We start from the raw sequence: 18,497 nt of genomic DNA on the forward strand, positions 1-18,497 counted from the left end.
ATGCCCGAGCCTGCCACCGTCCGGGCCCGGTGGGCCGTGCTGTCCAAACCGCCCGCCGACGGCGGGGACTACCGGGTCCTCGCGTGCAGTGCGGGCCCGGCCGGGTTCCGCGAGTTCGAGGGGTTCGTCAGGCCGATGATGTTCGGCACGCCCCTGCAGTGGTCCGTCGCGGGCGAGCCGGGCGAGAACCTGCCGTGGATCTCCTACGGGTTCTCGGGGGACGGCCGCCGGTCGCACCGGTGGGTGAGCATCGCGGTCACCGACTGGTCGGTGGGCGGACCGGCGACCTGGGACTCCGCGGGCCGGCGCCCCGTGGTGACCCGGTACTTCGACGTCCGCTTCGAGGATCTCGCGCGCCACCGGGCCGGCCTGACCACGTTGTGGCGGGCGGTGCGCCCCGTGGTGCTGCCGCCGGGATCCGCGGCGGTCGGAGAAGACGCCGCGGCCGCGGCCGAAGAACCCGCGGCAGCGCCGGAGCAGGTGGCCCTGCGGTTCGACACGGAGCCGCTGCCCCGCCTGGCCGGGCTGCTGGACGAGGAGGTGGACTTCGGCTGGGCGGCGGCGACGGCCGCCGCGGCGCTCACGGTCCCGATCGACCTGGTCGCGCGCACCAGCCGGTACGCGCTGACCCGCATCGAGACGATGGACGCCGTGCTCGCGCTGCTCCCCTACGGCTACCGGGCGCAACTGACCGCCGCCACCTGGGCGCCGGAGCCGCGGGCGGCCCACCCGCGGCTGTGCTACACCTCCGCCTCGGGATCCTCCGCCCGGCTCACCGTGCGGGAGGGCACCGCTCCGAAGCCGCCCAGCGAGACGGCCCGCGCCCACCTGGCGCGGCTGCTGATGCTGCGGGACCGGGTCGGCACCCTCGGCTGCCTCCAGGAGCTCGCCTCCGTCGTGGAACCCGCGTCGCTGCCGTTCGGCGGCGGTTCCGACGGCCCGCGCGCACGGTTCGGCCGGACGGGAGAAGGGTGACGCATGGAACCCTTGACGCCTCAGGACCCGCGCGAGATAGGCGACTTCAAGCTCCTCTGCCGTATCGGGGCCGGCGGCTTCGGCGAGGTGTTCCTCGCCCGGCCGGCGACCGGCCGGAGCGGGCTGGCGGCCCTCAAGGTGCTGCGGCAGGACATCGCGGACTCCGAGCGGCTGCGGCCGCGGTTCGCCAGCGAGGTGGAGGCCATCACCCGGGCGGGCGGCCGGGGCATACCCGAACTGCTGGGGGCCGACGCGGGCGGCCGTCGGCCCTGGCTCGCCACCCGGTACATCCCCGGCCCGTCGCTCCAGCAGCTCGTGGACGAGGCCGGCCCGCTGCCGGACCCGGCGGTCTGGGCGCTCGCGGCCGCACTCGCCGACATCTTCCGGGTGCTGCACGCCGACGGCCTCTACCACCGGGATCTCAAGCCCAGCAACATCCTCGTCACCCGCTCGCGGCCGTGGGTCATCGACTTCAGCCTCGTCAGGCTGGTCGGCGATCCCCGGCTGACGTCGGCCTCGGACACCATGGGCAGCTTCCAGTACGCGGCGCCGGAACAGGTCGACGGGCTCGGACGCGCGCAGGGCGAGGCCGACGTCTTCGCCCTCGGCGCCTCGCTGCTGTTCGCCGCCACCGGCCATCCGCCCCGCGACGGCCACAACCAACTCGACATCCAGCTCCGGGCGCTGACGGAGCCTCCGGATCTGCGGGGGCTGGCGCGCGGCGCGCTGCGGGACCTGCTCGCCGACTGCATGGAAGCCACTCCCGAGCAGCGCCCCACGCCCGGAGCGGTCCTGGCCAGGGCCGGCTCCGCGACCGGCGCCCGGAAGCCGGAAGGCCTGCCGCTGCCCGACCCCGCCCTCGCCGTCCTGGACCGCCACCGCCTCCACCTGAGGTCACTGACGGGTGTGCGGGACGACTTCAGCGCGTACGACGGGCCGACGTCGGTCCGATCCGCGGGCCCTTCCGGCACGCGGGTGGACCGCGGCACGGCTCCCGTCCACGTCCGGTGGAGCTGGCGGTGCCACGACTGGCTGCGCGGCGCCCCCGTGCTGCACCGCGATCTCGTCCTGGCCGTCACCGCGAGCGGCTCGCTGCACGCGCTGGACCGGTCCGGCGGCCAGGAACGGTGGAAGCTGGCCCTGGGCCGGCCGGCCCGCGGCGGCATCGCCCGGGCCGGTGACTCGATCGCGCTGGGCACCGTGGACGGCTCGGCCCACGTGGTGCGCTTCGGGTCCGGCGGCCCCGTGTACGCGCGGCGGCCCTTCCGCGCCCCCGTGCACGCGGTGGCCTTCACCCGCGACGAGGGGCCCGGCAAACCGCCCCCGGCGCTGGTGGTCTGCAGCCGGCGCGACCTGCACCTGTTCGAGCCGGCGGGCCCCGCGCTCCGCTGGAGCGCCGCGGAGGCGGGGGTCGTCGTGGGCATGCCGGCGGTCGACGCCGACAGCGTCTACTGCTGTACGGACGACGGGACGCTGGGCGCCTGGGGACTGGCCGACGGCACCCTGCGGTGGCGGGTGGCGCTCGGGGGCGCGGCCTTCTCCGGGCCGGTCGTCGGCCCCGACGGGGCCGTCCACGCCGGCACGGCCGACGGAGACGTCGTCGCTGTCTCGGCGGAGACCGGGCGGACCCGGTGGTCCCGGCGGCTGGGCGGCACGATCCATCACTCGCCGGTGATGTCGGGCGCCCGGCTGCTGATCGGCACGGTCGAGGGCGAGGTGAGCGCGCTGCGTTCCGCCGACGGCACCGTGCGGTGGACCGCGCGGCCGGCCGCCCGGGGCGGGCTGTGCGCTCTGGAGGCCGATGGGGACACCGTCTACGGCACGGATCCGCGCGGGGTCTCCGCGCTGTCCGGCGCTGACGGCGCCGAGCTGTGGCGGTGGGAGGTCGGCGCGGTGTCGGGTCTGCGGGTGGACCGCGACGGGCTGGTGGCCGGGGGGCTGGACGGCATCCTCAGGTCCGCCGACTGGGCTTCCGTCCGGGAATCCACCGCCGCCGGAAACCAGACGGCACGGATCCGAAAAAAGGCGGATTGAATTACATTCATCGCCAGACATCCTCCCTATCGGGTCACTACCATCAGTGACAAGTCAGGTCGGAATTGCAGCCGATCCTGCGGGGCCGGCGCGTGGCGACACCACCATGCGTCACCGACGAGGACAGTCCGCTTCTCGGGGGACAGGGCTGTGCGGCAACGCCAGACCGACGGTTCGCGCTCGATGCAGCGCCAACCGCACTCGTGTCCGGCCCGATGGGCCCGGGCCGAGGGGGGAGTGCAATGAGGGGTAACTTACGCGTGCCGTCGTACCGCACCGGAGCTGGGCGTTATGGTGCGGCCGTCGTCGGGGCCACCTGATGGACGGCCCCGGATCGAAGCGGCCGCACCGGGCCCGACCGCCCCGGAACCCAGGGGTACGCCGGGAGCCCGACCCCGGCGTGTGTCCGGTCTGCTGGTCGGGCACGGACGTCCCGCTGTGCCGTGTCTGCGGCCATGACGTCACGGACGGTGCCACCCAGCTGCGGTCCGCGGCGGCGAAGTGGGATCTGCACGCTGCGTCACGTGCGTCGCGTGCCGTGTGGGAGCGGGCCAACGCGGCCGGGCGGCAGGGCCGTTCCGCCGACCGGGTGCTGCCGGGGCTGCGGCCCCTGTTGCGCCTCCCCCCACCGATGTGGGACGAGGTGCCGGCGCCCGCCGACGAGACGTACCGCCCCCTCCCGAAGGGCCCGGAAACCTGGGCCGGCGCGGTGTCGGTGCTCACCGCTCTGTCGGCCGGCGCGGTCGACGCCGTGCTCTTCCTCGGGATCTCGGCCACCGGCCTGACCACCGAGATCCTGCCGCGGCACACCGACGAGCCCCCGGCGGCCCATCAGAGCCGCAGCTCGGAGGTCCTGTGGACCGAGGTGGCGCCCTGGCTGCCCCGCTCGACGCCGGAGCGGTACTTCCTGCTGGCCGGCGGGATCGGGCAGGCGCCGCCGTACGGCGGCCCCGGCCTTCCGCCCGCCACCGATCGCGCGTGGGAAGCGGCTATCAGCCAGTCGACGGACCTCGCCCTGGCCGCGCTGCACGCCGTGCGGAGCAACGGCCGGGCGGTGCCCCTGGTGGTCGTCCACTGGGCACCGGGCTGGCGCTGGCTGGACGCGGCCCTCCGGGCGGTCGAGCGCAGCGCGCCGCCCGCGGCCCGCATCGCCACCGACGACGGCCGGGCCATGGCCGCCGCCGTCTCGGCAGCCTGCCACCGGGTTCCGCTGCGCCACGGCTACGCGCTGCTCACCCGCCCGAAGACCGCCGGCGCGCTGGCGCAGCGCCAGATCAGACCGCTGCTGCTCTTCCCGGGCGGCACCCTGCTGCCGGAGGAGGACGCGCTGTCGGTGAAGGTACAACTCAGCGCCGCACCGGGCGATTCCGCGTCCACGTTCGCCCTGCCCCTGGTCCTCACCAAGGGTCCCGAGCCGGCGGACTGGGAGGTCCTGCGCACCGGCCGGACGACCATCCGGCCGGGTGAACTGACGGAGGTGACCGTCGTGCTCCGGCACGCGGGGCAGCCGCGGTTCTCCGGAAACGTGATCGACTCCCCCTTCGACGAGGATCTGCTGCTGGCCCGTCCCGGCCCGGTGGCCGCACCCGACGTGGACCTGCTGCTGCTGCTCGAACTGGGCGGGACCCCGGCGGATCTGGACCGGCGGGTGGGGCTGCTGTGCGCCGTCCTGGAACGGCTGGACGCCGACTGGTCCGCGTCCGGCCAACTGACGGTGGGCGCCATCGGCTACGGGGGGCACGCGTTCCGCCCGATGCGCTCCTCCGTCGAACAGGACCCGCTCAGGTACTGGGGCCCCGGGCCGGCCCTCGAGGCCGGCCGCGAACTGAAGGCCTGGACGCCGTCACCGGCGAGCCACACCTTCGCGACCCCGCTGGAGGACGCGCTGGACGCGGCGGCACGCCGGGACATCTGGCGGCCGCACGCCCACCGCGTGCTGCTGATCGTCGGGTCCCGGCCTCCCCACCCGCCGCAGCAGGGCAAGGACCTGGCGCTGCCCTGCCCGAAGGGGCTCGACTGGGAGGTGATCCTCGGGGAGCTGCGGCAACGGCTGGAGCTGCAGGTGATCTCCGTGTACGACCCGCATCCGCCCCTGGGGCGCTGGCGCCGGCAGAGCGTGGACCGGCTGCGCCACGCCTGGACCGAACTGGGGCGGCAGCACTCCTTCGAACTGGGCATGCACGGGCCCGAAGTGGTGGCCGCCGGTATCCGTGCCGCCGCCGGAGTGCGCGGAACGGCTCCGGGCCTGATGGTCGGCGCGCTCGGCGACGACTCACCCTTCGACACCCGGACCTGGCACGAGAACGAGGAATCATGAGCCCAGACGAGGCTGAACACACCCAGTTCCCGGACCCCTTGCCCCGCCGCCGGCGGGAACTTCCCAGCCCGCCCCTGCTGGCCGAGGGCGAACCGCACAAGACGCACGAGCCGATCGTGCTCGGCCCCCTGCCGGACCTTCCCGTGCAGCGGCAGAAAGGGGTGCGGATCGGCCTGTGGGGGTCGCCGGCGGCGGGCAAGACCACCTTCCTCGGGGCGCTGCGGCTCGCGGCGCTCAGCTCCCCCATCGCCTACGGCCACTGGCAGGTCATCGCGTCGGACGACGTCTCCGAGTCCTTCCTCATCGAGACGTCCCGCCGGCTCTCGATCGAGCGCCGGTTCCCGGAGGCGACGCAGAGCTCACGGAAGTTCAGCTGGCGGTTCCTGGGCGACCTCACCGACTCCCCGTACGCCCGTCGACGCCGGTTCCGCGGCCGCGGCGCCTCCAACGAGGTGCAGTTCCTGCTCAGCCTGCTCGACGTGTCGGGCGACACGTACGAGGACCTCAACGACAACCTGGCGGCCAAGGAGAGCATCGAGCACCTCGCCGACTCCTCCGGACTGATCTACCTGTTCGACCCGACCCGTGAGGCAGCCGACGGCAGGTCCTTCGGGTACCTCAACGGGACCCTGGCCCGGCTCAGCCGCAAGTGCCTCGCCGAAGGTCGTCTCGACGGCCCCTACCTGCCGCACCACATCTCCGTCTGCCTCACCAAGTTCGACGACCCGGAGGTGTTCGAGCGGGCGCGCCGAGGGGGGTGGACGGACACCGGCCCGAACGGAACGCCCGTGGTCCCGGAGGCCGAGCAGTTCTTCGACTGGCTGGCCAAGGACATGCACGGCGGCACCATGGCCCTGGTCGCCGAGGCCCTCCGCGCCAGCTTCCACCCGTCCCGGATCCGCTTCTTCGTGACGTCGTCGATCGGATTCGGGACCTCGCCCGCGGGAGCCGTCGACCTCCACCGGTTCGGCAACGTGGACGAGGTCGACGGCGCGCAGCAGATCATCGGCCCGGTGATCCCGCACAACGTGATGGAGCCCGTGATCTCGCTGCTCCTCGGCATCCGGAATCGAGGCTGACCGTGACCGACCAGCAGATCGCGGACGTCCTGTGGGCGTGGTTCGGGAAGGAGAACCGCTCGCTGAGCGACTACGGGGTGTTGGCCAACAGCGGCGGGCGCGACAAACGCCAGTTGTTCGAGGACTACATCCGCGACGCGTCCCCGGGGAACCCGCCGCCCGAGGAGCACAAGGGCGCCGACGGCCTTCCCTGGGTCAGCATCAGGGGCTGGACGCAGGAGACCAGCCAGTGGATCGGCGTGTCCATCATGGAGATGTCCGACCTGCGGGACCACAGCGGGCGTGCCGTGGTCCCCACCCGGTACTTCCTCCTCCGCCAGGAACGACCGGCGCTGTACACCTACCCCTACTGCTCCCTCTACCAGGCGGTGCAGAACATCGCCCTGCCGCCCGACTCGCCCGACAGCACCCTGCACGTTCCCCTGATGTCCGCCGGTCCGCAGGCGTCGTGCAGCATCGGCCTCTCGCACATCGGCAGCGTGGTCAGGGTCCACTCCGAGGAGACCCATCAGCGGCAGATCGCCGCCGCGCACTGGGCGGCCGCCGTGGCAGCCGAGTTGCTCGCGCACGAGCACGTGATCATTCAGCAGGCGGGGCACCTGGGACGGCAGGACCGGCTCAGCGTGCTGGACGCGGTCGTCGCGTTCCTGCCGTACGGCCTGCGCAGCGACCTGACCGTCAGTACCTGCCTCGACAGCCTGCGCACCCCGGTGGCCCGGCTCGCGTTCTGCGCGCAGAACCCCCCGGGCACCCGCCCGATCACGCTCGGCGAACTGCCGCAGCACAGCGCGGGACCCGCCCACGAGTACCGCGCCCGGCTGCACTGGCTCATCGACAAGCTGGGCCCGTTCGCCATCGTCGAGCACCTGTGGGAGCAGCGCACGACCCTGGGTTTCTCCGATCACCGGGCCATCCAGGCCTCCCTGGGCGAGTTGGACGTCCACCACGGCACGACCCACACGGTCCCGGAGCAGCGGTCGACCGCTCCGGGGCTTCTGGAGGCGCTCGTCGGCCTGCGCCGCAGCGGGCCGGTCTCCGCGGAGCAGCAGGAGGTCGTGCGGGCGGCCCTGCGCCAGGAGGACCGCGACCTCGGCGAGGAGCTGCGCCGCCAGTGGAGCCACCCGCTGCAGACCGAGACGATGACGAGGCTCGTGGCCGAACGCGTGCTGGCCGACGACGACGGCGACGCGTTCCGTACCGGGGAACGGTCGCGGGCCCTGTGGCAGTTGGCGGTCGCCAGCGGCCGAACGGTGGAGCTGCTGACCGAGCTGACCCGGAGCCCGGACCTGAACGGCCGGCACTCCGGGCACTGGCCGGCGGTGGACCGGGTGCGCTCGCTCGGCCCCGCCGCGGTCTTCGCTGCCGGCACCCGGGTGATCCGGACCTTCCGCAAGGTCCGGCCCTTCACCCTGACCTTGCTCTCCGCGGAAGCGGACGACCGGGCGACGCTGGAGGCGTGGCTCACGTCGTTGCGGCTGACCAGTATGAACAGCCCGGCGTGGCTGCGCGCGTGGGGACCGCTGATCCCGTCGCTGGAGTCCGGACGGGTGATCCTCCCGCCGGACGACGCCGGAGTGGCCGTGCTCGTCCTCGACGCGGCGGTGCGCATGGGCCCCCCGAGCAAGGCCACCGAGACCATCCGCCGGCTGTGGGCCGCTCTGGTCCGGACAGCGATCCAGGAGGCGGCGACGACCGGCAGCAGCGGCTCGGCGCAGGACCCGCTGTGGGACGTCTACGACCAGGTGGCGCACCGCCCCGGTGCCGGACTGCGGCCGGCCACATCGCTCCTCGATCCCGCCGCCCCCGCGCTCGCCGAGATCCTGGACCGCCGGGGGCACTGGGACGAGTGCCGGGGCCTGTCGGACGCCCTGCGCGCCGTGGTCGGCCGCCCGCTCCTGGGCCCCGTGTGGGACGCCCAGGGGCAGGCGGAGTACCGGGACACCGTCAAGTTCCTGGGTGGGCACCTGGCCCTCGCCCACCACTGCGACGCCATCGTGCACGCGATGGCCGAGGTGATCCTGCACACCATGCAGGGACGGGACCGCCCCGACGACCTCCTGGACGCTTTCCACCCCTACCCGGCCGTCGCCGAACGGATCAGGGGTTTCGAGGAGGCGGCCCGGCCCAGCCCGGTGCTCACCCATGACGGGCCGCAGCAGCCCGACGGCGTCACTGTTCTCCCGGCGCCCCCCGAGCACCAGCCGCTTCCCGCGGCGCTGCCGGAGACCGACGAGGCCCTCGAACGCCTGGAGGGGATCGCCGCCGACATCACCCAGCCCCTGGCGGCCGTGGTCGACGCCTGGGCCCCGCTGGTCTTCACCCCCTATGAGGAACAGGCCGCCATCACCGTGGGGTGGTGGTGGAACCGCATCCCGGAGTACCGGCGCCAGCCGATCCTCCAGGAGCTGGAACGCGCGCTGACCGTACGGACCGGCTGCTCCCCGGCCGCCGCGGGCGCCTACGTGCGGCGCCTCGCCCTGCGCATCGCCGGCGGCGAGCTGACGTCGATCTGGGAGACCAACCCGGGCTGGGAGGCCGACCGGTTCCTCACCGGTGAGAAGCACGCCCACAAGCGATCGGCGCGGCGCCTGCGGCAACTGCGGATGGCCCGGCTGCGCTCGGTCCTCCGGCTCGCGCACCAGGCGGCGCAGGCGAAGCAGCCGAAGCAGTCCGCGCAGCCGAAGCAGCCGCCGGCCGAGAAGAAGCCCTCCCGCAGATCCCGCAAGAAGGGCGGCAAAGGATGAGGCGGCCCGCCGCCCTCACCGCCCCCGCCGCGCGGCCGAACGCCCCTCGGCGCCGGGCGCGCACCTCCGCACCCGCACCCAGGAAAGGCCACGATGGTCATGCCCGTTCCCTGCGACGCCGACGCCGCGTCACCCTCGCGTCCCCGTTCCGGTCCCCCCGGTCGTACCCGGCTCGTCCGGCGTCTCGGCCGTGCTGCGGCCCTGACCGTGGCCGGTCTCACCTGCGCCCTGCTGTCGACGGGGAGCAGCGCCAACGCGACCGACTCCAACGGCCTCGAGTCGCTGCTGAACAAGATCACGGCGCGTCAGACCGCGCACTACGCCGTGCTGATCGACACGTCCGGCTCCATGGAGAGCAACGGCTACTACCAGCGCGTCCTGCAGGTCCTGCCGCAGTTCATCGGCTCCCTGACCGTCCGCGACCAGGTCTGCCTCATCACCTTCAGCTCCGGCGCCGGTGACTGCTCGCTGGTCTCCAAGTCCGAGGCGGAGCAGCAACTGCGCAACCTGCCCCAGCACGCCACCGGTGTGGGCTCCAACTTCGGGCGCGCCTTCAAGTCGGCGCTCGACGGTCTGCGCCGGGCCGGTGCGGACACCGCCGGTGTGCTGCTCCTGTCGGACGCGGAGCTCAACGCGCCCGACGACACGAGCTACAAGGCCCTCGACAGCTCCGGCTGGTCGCAGCTCCGCCAGGAGGCCACCTCGCTGCCGGGGTCGCCGAGTGTGACGGGCTACGGCATCCCGTTCGGCAAGGGCGGCGACGTGGCGACCGTGCTGGGCACCGTTCTCCCGCATGTCCGCATGCTCGACCCGGTCGGCAAGGACCTGAGCGCGGCGCTGGACGAGGCCCGCGACGACACCCGGATCCGGGAGGCCAGGACGGCGGTGACGGCCGACGACGGCAAGGGGGTGGCCGTCACGTGGCCCGGCGCAGGCCCCGGCGTCGCGCTGAGCCAGGGCAGCGAGGTGCACGTGCGCCTGACGGCGACCACCACCTCACTCCCGGTGCACATCACCGGGATCCTGCTGCGCGGCCTGCCCGACGACGTGATCGCGACGCACAACCTGCCCGAGCAGGCGGACCTGAAGGCGGGCGAGTACCGGGACTACGTCATCCGCTTCACCACGGCGGAGAGCCACCGGTACGGCTTCCTGTCCTCCCACGACGCCGCGACCTGGCGCCTCCGGCTCGACGGCACCGTCACCTCGCCGCTGGCCGATGACGTCAGGACGTACCTCGCCGGCCAGGCCACCCAGCTGGCCGCCGGGCCGACCGGGGACTCGCTCCCCGTCGCCGGCAGCGTTCGGACGACCGTCGACGTCGCCTCATGGGCGCTGCTGTTCGGCGCGATCGTGCTGGCACTGACCCTCGGCATCGGGGCCTGGCTGCGCGCCCACCGGTACGTGGAGGGGGTGCTCGTCGCGGAGGCCGTGGACAGCGAGGTCAGCATCCCGCTGCGCGGGCGTCGCGAGACCGGCGGTGACCTGTCGCGGCTCTTCCCCGAAGGCAGCGCCAAGGTCCGGGTGAAGAGCCTCCCCGGCCAGCGCGGCTCGCACCCGCCGCTGCGGCTGCTCTGCGAGGTGCAGGGCCGTCCTCCCCGCGAGGCCACCTGCCAGCCCGACAGCAGGGTGCTGCTGTGCGGGATCGAGTTCCACTACAAGCCCGGACGGCGCTGAGGGTCCCGCGGCCGGTACGGGGCCTGCCGTTGTGCCCCGGTGGGCGGGGCACAACGGCAGGGGGGTTCAGCCGGCCAGAGCGGCGGCCTTCTCCGCGATGGACTCGGTGCGGGGGTCCGCGATGCGCAGGTAGTCGCGCACGTCCAGGGCCACGGACAGGTTCAGGTCGGCTGCGTTGAAGAAGATCTCGTCGTGTTCCAGCAGGTCGGGGTCGACGACGAGTTCCAGCGCCGGGTCGAAGGCGAAGGGCACGATGGCGCCGCTGACGCAGCCGGACAGCCGCTCGGCGGTGGCGCGGTCGGCGAAGGACGCGTCCCGCGCCTCCCAGAGCTCCCGGATCCTGCCCAGGTCGACCCGGCGGTCGCCGGGCACCACGGCCAGGACGTAACGGGAGCTCTTCTTGGTCACCTTGACCCGCACGACGATGCACTTCGCGGCCTGCCCCACCGGGTGGCCGCGCAGCGCGCTGGCCAGGTCGGTCCTGCCCTCGGGTGCGTGCTCGATCTGTCGGAAACGGGCGCTGTGGTAGTTGAGGAGGTCGAGGAGGCGGGCCCGCGCCGTGCGGTCCGCAGGCGCGGCTTGGATCAGTGTGTCGCTCATCCCCGAACCATCGCGGAGTCCGATTGGCTGTCGGCAAAGCCGATGCCCGGCCGGGGTGGCCGGGCATGGATCGGTCGGGGCGGGAGGGTCGGGGGCGGGAGCGTCGGGGCCGGGCCTAGGTGCCGCTGGTGGTGGCGCGGGTGAAGAACTCGATCTCGGCTATCGAGACCTGCTTGTCCGCGGCCGCGTTGAACGCGGACCGGATGACGAACCGGACGCTGACGACGTTCTCCGCCCGGAACTTGCGCCGCTGGGGGCCGCTCACCTGGTCGAGGTTGACGGCGAGTGTGGACGTCTTCCCGTCGGCCGTGGTGATGATCGCGTCCATCCGGCGCGGCAGCGCGGCCGCGGAGAGGTCGGACGCCTTGACGGAGATGCCGGACGTGATCAGGATGTCCAGCAGCCGGGTGGGCTCCTGGAAGCGCGCCTCGATCCACTCGCCCTCGGCCGACTGCGAGATGCCGGGGCCCCACCACGTGTTGTTGAGCTTGTCGAAGACGGCCTTCGGCGGATGGCCGCTGAAGGAGCGGGACGCCGCGACGGAGTCCGGGGAGACCTGGGCGCGCTTGGAGAAGTGGTCGCGTGCCGCGTTCCACGCCGTACCCACGTTGAGCGCCGCGTAGATCACCAGCGCGAGCACCAGGCCGTACGCGATCCAGGGGAAGACACGGCCGAAGCCCCGGCGCAGCCGCGGGCGCTCGCCCGCCCACGGCGCCGGCCGGTTGCCGAAGTTCCCCATCCGCCGCCACCAGGGGCGCCTGGCGTCCGGGACGCCGGGGCGCTCCGCGAGGGACATGCCGCAGCGCCGGCAGAAGTGCCGGTCGGGTCGGTTGCCGACCTCGCACCAGGGGCACGGGGGCCCGGTCTCGTCGGCCGGTTCGCCGGTGGGGCCCTGGACCAGGGGGCGGGCCGCGGCGGGCACGCCCGGCAGGACCGGCGCGACGTGCGGGGCCGGTGCGGCGGCGCGCTGGTCCGCGACCGGAACGAGCAGCGCCCGGGCCCGCGCGCTGGCGTCAGGCTCTGGGGACGGGGCCGGGGACGGGGAAGGCGTCGGGATCGGTTCCGGGTCCGGGGTCGGGTCCGGGGTCACGGTCGGAGTCGGGGTCGGGGTCGTGCTCTCTGCCGTCGCGGCGGGGGTGGCCGCGATCGGCCGGGTCTCGTCCTCCTCGCGCACCGCCGCCGGCGGATCGGCGCGCACAGGCTCCCGTACGGGTTCGCGCACCGTGCCCGCACAGCCCTCCTCGGCCTCCGCGGCCCGCTCCCTCCGCTCCGGGGTCCAGCTCAGGACCGCGCCGCACCCGTCGCAGAAGGACTGCCCGGGCGTCGGCCGTGTGCCGCATTCGGCACAGAGGCGTGCGTCGTTCCCCGTGGTCGGCGTGGACGGGGAACCCTGCTGACTGGTCACCGGTCGGAAGTCCTTTCGGCTGCGGTCACCTGGACCGTGTAGGGCATGTGGGCGGGGCGGGCGGCCGCTACGAGCCGCTCCAGCCGGTGCTCGGCGGCGGGGCCGGGCTCCGGCAGCCGTACGGTGACGTGCAGATGCGGGCGACGCTCGCCGGGGACCGGGCCCAGGGGCCGGGCGTCCCAGGCGGCCGCGCCGCTCTCGGTGATCTCCGGCTCCACGCCGAAGGCGAGCCGGATCACCTCGGACAGTCCGCGACGGGTGCCGCGGACGCGGTGCAGCCGGACGGCGGCGCTCACCGCGGCGCGCAGCGCGGCCGTCGCCTCCGTGTCCTGCGGGCGGCCGGGGGCGGGTGCGGTGGACGACGCGGCCGTGTCCGGCTCGTCCGGCTCGCCGTCCGCCGGCCCGTCCATCTCCGCGCCCACCCAGCTGCCGAGCCAGCGGGTGAAGTCCACGGGCGCGAGCGACGGCGTGAAGTAGGCGTCCAGGCAGTCGAGCACGTTGTGGAGCGGCGCGAGCGCCTCGTCGATACCCGCGACGAACCGCTGGGCGAGGTCGTCTTCGGCGAACACCGCCGGCAGCATCACGCCCAGCGGCGCCGAGGAGCCGAGCCCGTCGACGGCGCCGCGCGCGCTCCCGCCGGGGCTCACGACGCGTCTCCGATCACCCGGACGCGGTGGTCGAACGAGAAGGCGAGCGCGGACGGTTCGAGATCGATCCGGTCCGTGGGGTCGCCGCGCCTGCCGCTGAGCGGGTCGGCTGGGTGCAGCAGCACCTCGTCCACCAGCTCGACGCCGGGCACCCGCTGCAGCACCGCGAACACCTCGCCCGCCTGCACCGGGCGGCCGAAGGGCCAGCCCGTGCCGTGTGCTCCCCCGGTCAGCGGGTCGAGGTGGCGGTACAGGGCGTCGTGGGCCTGCCGTCTGACCCGGTCGGTGTCGGTGCCGCGGAAGGCGTGCACCGTCGCGACGACCGTCACCCCCTGGTAGAAGGGCGGCCCGACCGCCAGCCGGGTGCCGATCAGGCGTCGCTCGTCGAGGTACTCGGTGATGCGCCCCAGCAGGGCGTCCCCGGGCACGAGTTGCTCGAAGCGCAGCCGGCCGCCCGGGTCGGACACGGCCTGCGGCACGACCAGCACCCGTACGGCGTGCGCGCCGTGCTCGTCCGGCTCGGCGGCGAGGCAGGTGATGCGCGCGGTCTCGGGCGCCGCGCGGCGCGCGAGCTCCTCGTAGTCCCGCAGGGTCACGGCACGGTCCTGCCCACCGAGCGTGATGGGCGCCCTGAGCTTGGCCTCCGCGACGGTCTCGCCGTCGACCCCGCCCCGTGCGGCCTCCCGGTTGACGACGTCGGAGACGTACGGGATGGAGTCGCGCAGCACCTGGATGGCGCCCCGGGCGACGTTGCCGCCCTTTCCGCCGCCGGTGCGGTAGCGGCGGGCCCGGATGGGCGCGCCCTTGGGCGGGACGGCCCCGTACTGGCGCAGAGCGCCGTCCGGTTCGCGGACGGACGGGCCGAAGGCGATCTCACCGGTGGTCGCGTCGAGGGTGATGTGCCGGTCGGCGGGGCCCGAGGCGGCGAAGTGGCCGACGGTCTCCCAGTCGACCCAGCCGTCGCGCTCGGCGACCTGGAGGAGCAGCGGCTGCGCGTCGCCGACGACGGGGCTGTTGGCCAGCCGCAGCCGGTGGCCGGGCAGCCCGGTGGCCTCCCCCAGCGCCTCGTCCCGGACCGTCTCGGCGTGCACGACACCGGTGGTGCCGCCGATGCTGAACGCCTCGGCGGAGCGGATGGTGGGCGAGGCGGTGTAGAACGGCTGGCCCTGCTCCGGCTCGGTGACCCGGCAGCGCAGCCAGCCCGCCTCGCGCCGCCCGGTACGGGACAGCGCGTGGCCGCCGGGGACGTGCAGCACGACCTCGCCGGGGCGGTTGAGGCCGCCGGTGGTGTCCCGGTCGACGTCGCAGCCCACCCACCCGTCAGCGGTCCACGCCTCCCAGACGAGCGGCGGCTGCCGGGGATCGACCCCGACACCGTCCACCTGGCTGTCGAGTTCCAGCACGACCACGCACTCCGGCACGGCGGCGCTGAGCCCGAACAGCATGCGGTCGCCGGGGCGCGGAGCCTCCGTGAAGCAGTGCACGTCCTTGGACCCGGCGAGGTCCGAGGTGCGGTCGGTCGGCTCCTGGTCGGCCCAGTGCACCACGAGGTACGACAACTCGCACGGCACCACGGTCAGTTCGCGCTCGGTGGCGAACACCACCGCGTCCTCGGTCTGGGTACGGACCGTGGCGACCTCGGTGCCCGTCGCCAGCACGACGGGCTGCCTCTGCGGCGCCGACAGCCAGAACGTGACGTCGGCGCGCGCCGCGGACGGCGGGAAGAGCGTGATCCCGATGAGGTCCAGGAACGCGAGGTGGTTCTTCTCCGGCACCCGGTTGAGCCGGTACACCAACTGGTCGGCCATGTGCGCGACCGTCTCGACGAGCGTCACCCCCGGGTCGGAGACGTTGTGGTCGGTCCACTCGGGGGCGCGCTGCTGGATGTAGCGCTTGGCATCGTCCACGAACTGCTGGAAGCGCCGGTCGTCGAGGTTCGGGGAGGGCAGGGCCATCAGCGGTCGCTTCCAAGGTGCTCGTCGGGCGTGCCGGACCCCTCGGGTCCGTCGTGTGAGGGGATCACGTAGAACGGGAAGACCAGGCTGCGCGGGTTGTTGGTGCCCGTGATCGAGTAGCGGACGTCGATGAAGAGGACGCCGTCCTCCGCGCCGGCCGTCACCGCGACGTCGTCCACCTCGATGCGCGGCTCCCAGCGGTCCAGACAGCTGTGCACCTCGTGCTGGATGCGGCCCGCGGTCGCCTCGTTGACGGGCGCGAAGACCATGTCGTGGATGGCGCAGCCGAACTCCGGGCGCATCGGCCGTTCCCCGGGCGCGGTCGACAGGACCAGCCTGATGGCTTCCTCCACCTCGCGCTCCCCGCTGACCAGCGCGATACCGCCGGTGGGGCTGATGCGCAGCGGGAACGCCCAGCCGGAGCCGACGAACTGTTCCGCCATCAGACGCCTCCCACGGTCAGCACCGGCTTCAGGTTGGAGGTGAGGATGCCGGAGGACTTGATGGTGGCCGCCTGCAGCCCGATGTTGATGGCGGCGGTCATCTGCAGGGAGACCCCCGCGGTCAGCGACATGGCCGCGACGCTCGTCATCGACAGCGCCCCGGTGGCGGTCACGGACGCGGCGCCGCCCGCCTTCACGGACAGGACGGACGCCGCGTTGATGTTCATCGGCCCGCCGCTGCGGATCGTCAGGGAACCCACCGCGTTCAGCGAGAGGTTGCCGCCCGCGTTGATGGCCACGGCACCGGTCCCCCGGATGGAGACCTTGCCCTTGCTGTCCACGACGATCTCGGTCTTCGTCCGGTCCAGGTTGATGGTGAGCCGGTCGTCCCCGGTCGACAGCCGCACCCCGCGCTTGAGGCCGACGCTCTGGTCGAGCAGGTCGATCCGGTTGTTGCTGCGGTCGGACAGGGTGCGCCGGGTGACCTTGCCGCGCGTCGGGTCGTAGACCGGCACGTCGACGGGGTCCGGCTTGTCGACGCCGTTGTAGAGGCCGCCGATGACGTACGGGTGGTCCAGGGCGCCGCGGTCGAACGCCACCAGCACCTCGTCGTCGACGTCCGGGGAGATCATGCTGCCGCCCTTGGTGCCGCCGAGCTGCACGGTCCGCGTCCAGTCGCTGACGTACATGTCGTCCAGCCACGGGAACGTCAGCTTGACCCGGCCCTGCCGCAACGGGTCCTTGATGTCGGTGACCAGGGCGTTGGCGACGCTCGGCAGCCGGGCCGGGCCGGTCCCGCCGCCACCGGAGGTGAGCCCGTACAGCGAGCGCCACTGCCGCCCGCTGACGTGCAGGAACGTCTGGTAGTGCTCCTGGTCGCCGAAGGTGTGGCGGGCGGCCGTGATCGTGTACTTGCCCTGGAAGGGCTTGCCGACGTCCTTGAGGGTGACGGCGACGCCCGGACGCAGTTCGGTGTTGCCGCGCGCCGTGATCTCCACCTCGGCGAAGGCGGAGGTCACGTCGTCCGCCAGGGCGTCGGCGGCGTGCTTGACCTCGTCGAGCTTGTCGTAGGGCGTGCCGGTCTCGACGAGTTCGGCCTTGCCGAACTTCTTGGACGCCGCGGAGGGCCGCGTCCCGATGGCGAAGCCCGGGTTGTCCACCGCGGGCGCCTTGGAGACCAGCGGCTGCTTGGTGGTGACGTTCCACCCCCGCGCCTCGACCGCGGTCACCTGGTCGGCCGAGGTGACCGCCGCACGGCAGCGCAGGATGTCCTCGCCCCCCGTCAGCAGGAGCGCGCTCTGCCGGCCCGGCAGGCTCTCCGAGGGTGCCGACGCGGCCTGCTGCCGCTTGACGAACTGGAACTTGCCCTGGGAGCTGATGGACATCACCATCTCGCTCTCGTCCGCGAGTCGCTGGACGAAGTCCCAGTCGGTGACGTTGGCCTGGCTGATGAACTCGTACTGCCCCTTGGTCCGGGTGGTCCGGCCCACCGGAATGCCGCTCTTGCGCGCCAGTTCGACGGCGATCTCGGTGGCGGTCTTGTTCCGGTACGCCGCGACCCTGCGCTGGCGCAGCATGCGGTGGCCCTTGTCGTAGCCGCGGATGACGGTGAAGGTGCCGGTCCGGTCGTAGTCGGTCTCCAGCGCCGTGACCTCACCGGTGATCATCGGGGTGCCCTTGCCGTCGGCGAGGGGCGCGATGACCACGGGCACGCCGATCTCGACGTTCAGCTTGGCGAGGATGTCCTTCTTGTCGTCACGGAAGGTGAGCTGGAACGCGCCGGGCACCCCCGCGCCGAAGTCGACCCGGCCCGCGACCAGCTTCTTGTCCTCCGGGGACTTGAGCTTGGCGCCGGCGATCTGCACCGTGAGGATGTTGGAGAAGCCGATGTCGGACATCAGGCACCGACCTCTTCCGCCGCGGGCAGCATCAGTTCGACACCGGGCGTCAGCACCTTCGGGTCGTCGATGTCGTTGGCCTCGGCGATCGTCCGCCACACGGTGGCGTCCCCGTACTCGCGCCAGGCGAGCAGTTGGAGCGAGTCACCGGCCACGACCCGGTGCACCCGGCGGGTGGTGAGCGCGCCCGAGGTGGGGTTCTGCCCGAGCGTGCTGCTGGGGATCTCGTGCAGGCTCACCTGGCAGACGGCCCGGATCGGCATCCCGTTGGTGTTGAAGAGGGTGTACTGGGCCTCCACGGAGCTGACGTACGCGTTGAAGCGGGCGGTGGAGAAGGCGCCCCACTCGAAGACCACCCACGGGGTCGACGGCTGCTTCGCCGCGATGCTGGCGGTCGTCGTCTCGCAGCAGGAGAAGAGCGCCTCGACCTTCTTGCGCACGTCGTTGCTGTCCGGGTCGTCGGAGCGGTCGAGGAAGATCTCCACCGACATCTCCCGGGGCTCGGGCCCCATGAACTCCGGTACCGCGCCGTCCCGCACCGCGGCGGTGGGCGTCGTCTTCCACTGGGCCCGGCGGGTGAGCGACAGCTGGGACGGGTTGAAGTCGAAGTGGAACGTCTTCATGAGCGCGCCGGGGCTGGTGCTGCTGCCGATCGGCGGCTGATGGATGGCGAGCGTGGCCCGTACCAGGCTGTCGCCGATGCCGAAGCTGGAGAGTTTCATC

General features: G+C 73.3%; 13 protein-coding genes. 6 read left to right on the top strand and 7 right to left on the bottom strand.

The annotated features are described in order from the left end of the window. From ABZ721_RS14255 to ABZ721_RS14280, 6 genes are all read left to right on the top strand, one after another. Complete coding sequence (locus tag ABZ721_RS14255; protein ID WP_358788906.1) at positions 1 to 975, top strand: hypothetical protein; 975 nt, start codon at positions 1 to 3, stop codon at positions 973 to 975. 3 nt (positions 976 to 978) lie between these two features. Continuing rightward, positions 979 to 3,009: a serine/threonine-protein kinase gene (locus ABZ721_RS14260; RefSeq protein WP_358788907.1), complete on the top strand. Its 2,031-nt coding sequence runs from the start codon at positions 979 to 981 to the stop codon at positions 3,007 to 3,009. A 400-nt stretch (positions 3,010 to 3,409) separates the two neighbouring features. Continuing rightward, the gene (locus tag ABZ721_RS14265) at positions 3,410 to 5,326 is read left to right on the top strand and encodes a hypothetical protein (protein ID WP_358788908.1); all 1,917 of its coding nucleotides are present in this window, start codon (positions 3,410 to 3,412) and stop codon (positions 5,324 to 5,326) included. Then, complete coding sequence (locus ABZ721_RS14270; protein ID WP_358788909.1) at positions 5,323 to 6,405, top strand: hypothetical protein; 1,083 nt, start codon at positions 5,323 to 5,325, stop codon at positions 6,403 to 6,405. The genes ABZ721_RS14265 and ABZ721_RS14270 overlap by 4 nt, the downstream gene beginning before the upstream one ends. A gap of 2 nt (positions 6,406 to 6,407) precedes the next feature. Next, the gene (locus ABZ721_RS14275; RefSeq protein WP_358788910.1) at positions 6,408 to 9,149 is read left to right on the top strand and encodes a hypothetical protein; all 2,742 of its coding nucleotides are present in this window, start codon (positions 6,408 to 6,410) and stop codon (positions 9,147 to 9,149) included. Positions 9,150 to 9,356: 207 nt separating this feature from the next. Next, positions 9,357 to 10,826, top strand: coding sequence for a vWA domain-containing protein (locus ABZ721_RS14280; RefSeq protein ID WP_358788911.1), 1,470 nt, complete (start codon positions 9,357 to 9,359; stop codon positions 10,824 to 10,826). 66 nt (positions 10,827 to 10,892) lie between these two features. Here the strand turns inward: ABZ721_RS14280 and ABZ721_RS14285 are convergent, their stop codons facing one another. The 7 genes from ABZ721_RS14285 to ABZ721_RS14315 form a co-directional block, all read right to left on the bottom strand. Further along, the gene (locus tag ABZ721_RS14285; RefSeq protein WP_358788912.1) at positions 10,893 to 11,426 is read right to left on the bottom strand and encodes a YbaK/EbsC family protein; all 534 of its coding nucleotides are present in this window, start codon (positions 11,424 to 11,426) and stop codon (positions 10,893 to 10,895) included. A gap of 115 nt (positions 11,427 to 11,541) precedes the next feature. Continuing rightward, positions 11,542 to 12,648: a zinc ribbon domain-containing protein gene (locus ABZ721_RS14290; RefSeq protein ID WP_358788913.1), complete on the bottom strand. Its 1,107-nt coding sequence runs from the start codon at positions 12,646 to 12,648 to the stop codon at positions 11,542 to 11,544. Positions 12,649 to 12,827: 179 nt separating this feature from the next. Next, positions 12,828 to 13,412 (bottom strand): phage tail protein, encoded by a 585-nt coding sequence (locus tag ABZ721_RS14295; RefSeq protein ID WP_358788950.1) that lies wholly within the window; start codon positions 13,410 to 13,412, stop codon positions 12,828 to 12,830. 62 nt (positions 13,413 to 13,474) lie between these two features. Then, complete coding sequence (locus ABZ721_RS14300) at positions 13,475 to 15,433, bottom strand: putative baseplate assembly protein (RefSeq protein WP_358788914.1); 1,959 nt, start codon at positions 15,431 to 15,433, stop codon at positions 13,475 to 13,477. Continuing rightward, the gene (locus ABZ721_RS14305; RefSeq protein ID WP_269273461.1) at positions 15,433 to 15,876 is read right to left on the bottom strand and encodes a GPW/gp25 family protein; all 444 of its coding nucleotides are present in this window, start codon (positions 15,874 to 15,876) and stop codon (positions 15,433 to 15,435) included. The genes ABZ721_RS14300 and ABZ721_RS14305 overlap by 1 nt, the downstream gene beginning before the upstream one ends. After that, entirely contained in the window at positions 15,876 to 17,774 is a 1,899-nt protein-coding gene (locus tag ABZ721_RS14310; RefSeq protein ID WP_358788915.1) for a VgrG-related protein, read from the bottom strand. The genes ABZ721_RS14305 and ABZ721_RS14310 overlap by 1 nt, the downstream gene beginning before the upstream one ends. Continuing rightward, a complete protein-coding gene (locus ABZ721_RS14315) occupies positions 17,774 to 18,496 on the bottom strand; it encodes a peptidase M23 (RefSeq protein ID WP_358788916.1) in 723 nt (240 codons plus the stop codon). The genes ABZ721_RS14310 and ABZ721_RS14315 overlap by 1 nt, the downstream gene beginning before the upstream one ends. Position 18,497: the final 1 nt, after the last annotated feature.

The organism is Streptomyces sp. NPDC006733 (assembly GCF_040636125.1).
Taxonomy (GTDB): domain Bacteria; phylum Actinomycetota; class Actinomycetes; order Streptomycetales; family Streptomycetaceae; genus Actinacidiphila.

Bases quoted from the DNA above. Each gene is read 5' to 3' on its own strand.
- ABZ721_RS14305 (WP_269273461.1), bottom strand. From the start codon at position 15,876: ATGGCGGAACAGTTCGTCGGCTCCGGCTGGGCGTTCCCGCTGCGCATC.
- ABZ721_RS14310 (WP_358788915.1), bottom strand. From the start codon at position 17,774: ATGTCCGACATCGGCTTCTCCAACATCCTCACGGTGCAGATCGCCGGC.
- ABZ721_RS14255 (WP_358788906.1), top strand. From the start codon at position 1: ATGCCCGAGCCTGCCACCGTCCGGGCCCGGTGGGCCGTGCTGTCCAAA.
- ABZ721_RS14270 (WP_358788909.1), top strand. From the start codon at position 5,323: ATGAGCCCAGACGAGGCTGAACACACCCAGTTCCCGGACCCCTTGCCC.
- ABZ721_RS14295 (WP_358788950.1), bottom strand. From the start codon at position 13,412: ATGCTGCCGGCGGTGTTCGCCGAAGACGACCTCGCCCAGCGGTTCGTC.
- ABZ721_RS14300 (WP_358788914.1), bottom strand. From the start codon at position 15,433: ATGGCCCTGCCCTCCCCGAACCTCGACGACCGGCGCTTCCAGCAGTTC.
- ABZ721_RS14315 (WP_358788916.1), bottom strand. From the start codon at position 18,496: ATGAAACTCTCCAGCTTCGGCATCGGCGACAGCCTGGTACGGGCCACG.
- ABZ721_RS14260 (WP_358788907.1), top strand. From the start codon at position 979: ATGGAACCCTTGACGCCTCAGGACCCGCGCGAGATAGGCGACTTCAAG.
- ABZ721_RS14285 (WP_358788912.1), bottom strand. From the start codon at position 11,426: ATGAGCGACACACTGATCCAAGCCGCGCCTGCGGACCGCACGGCGCGG.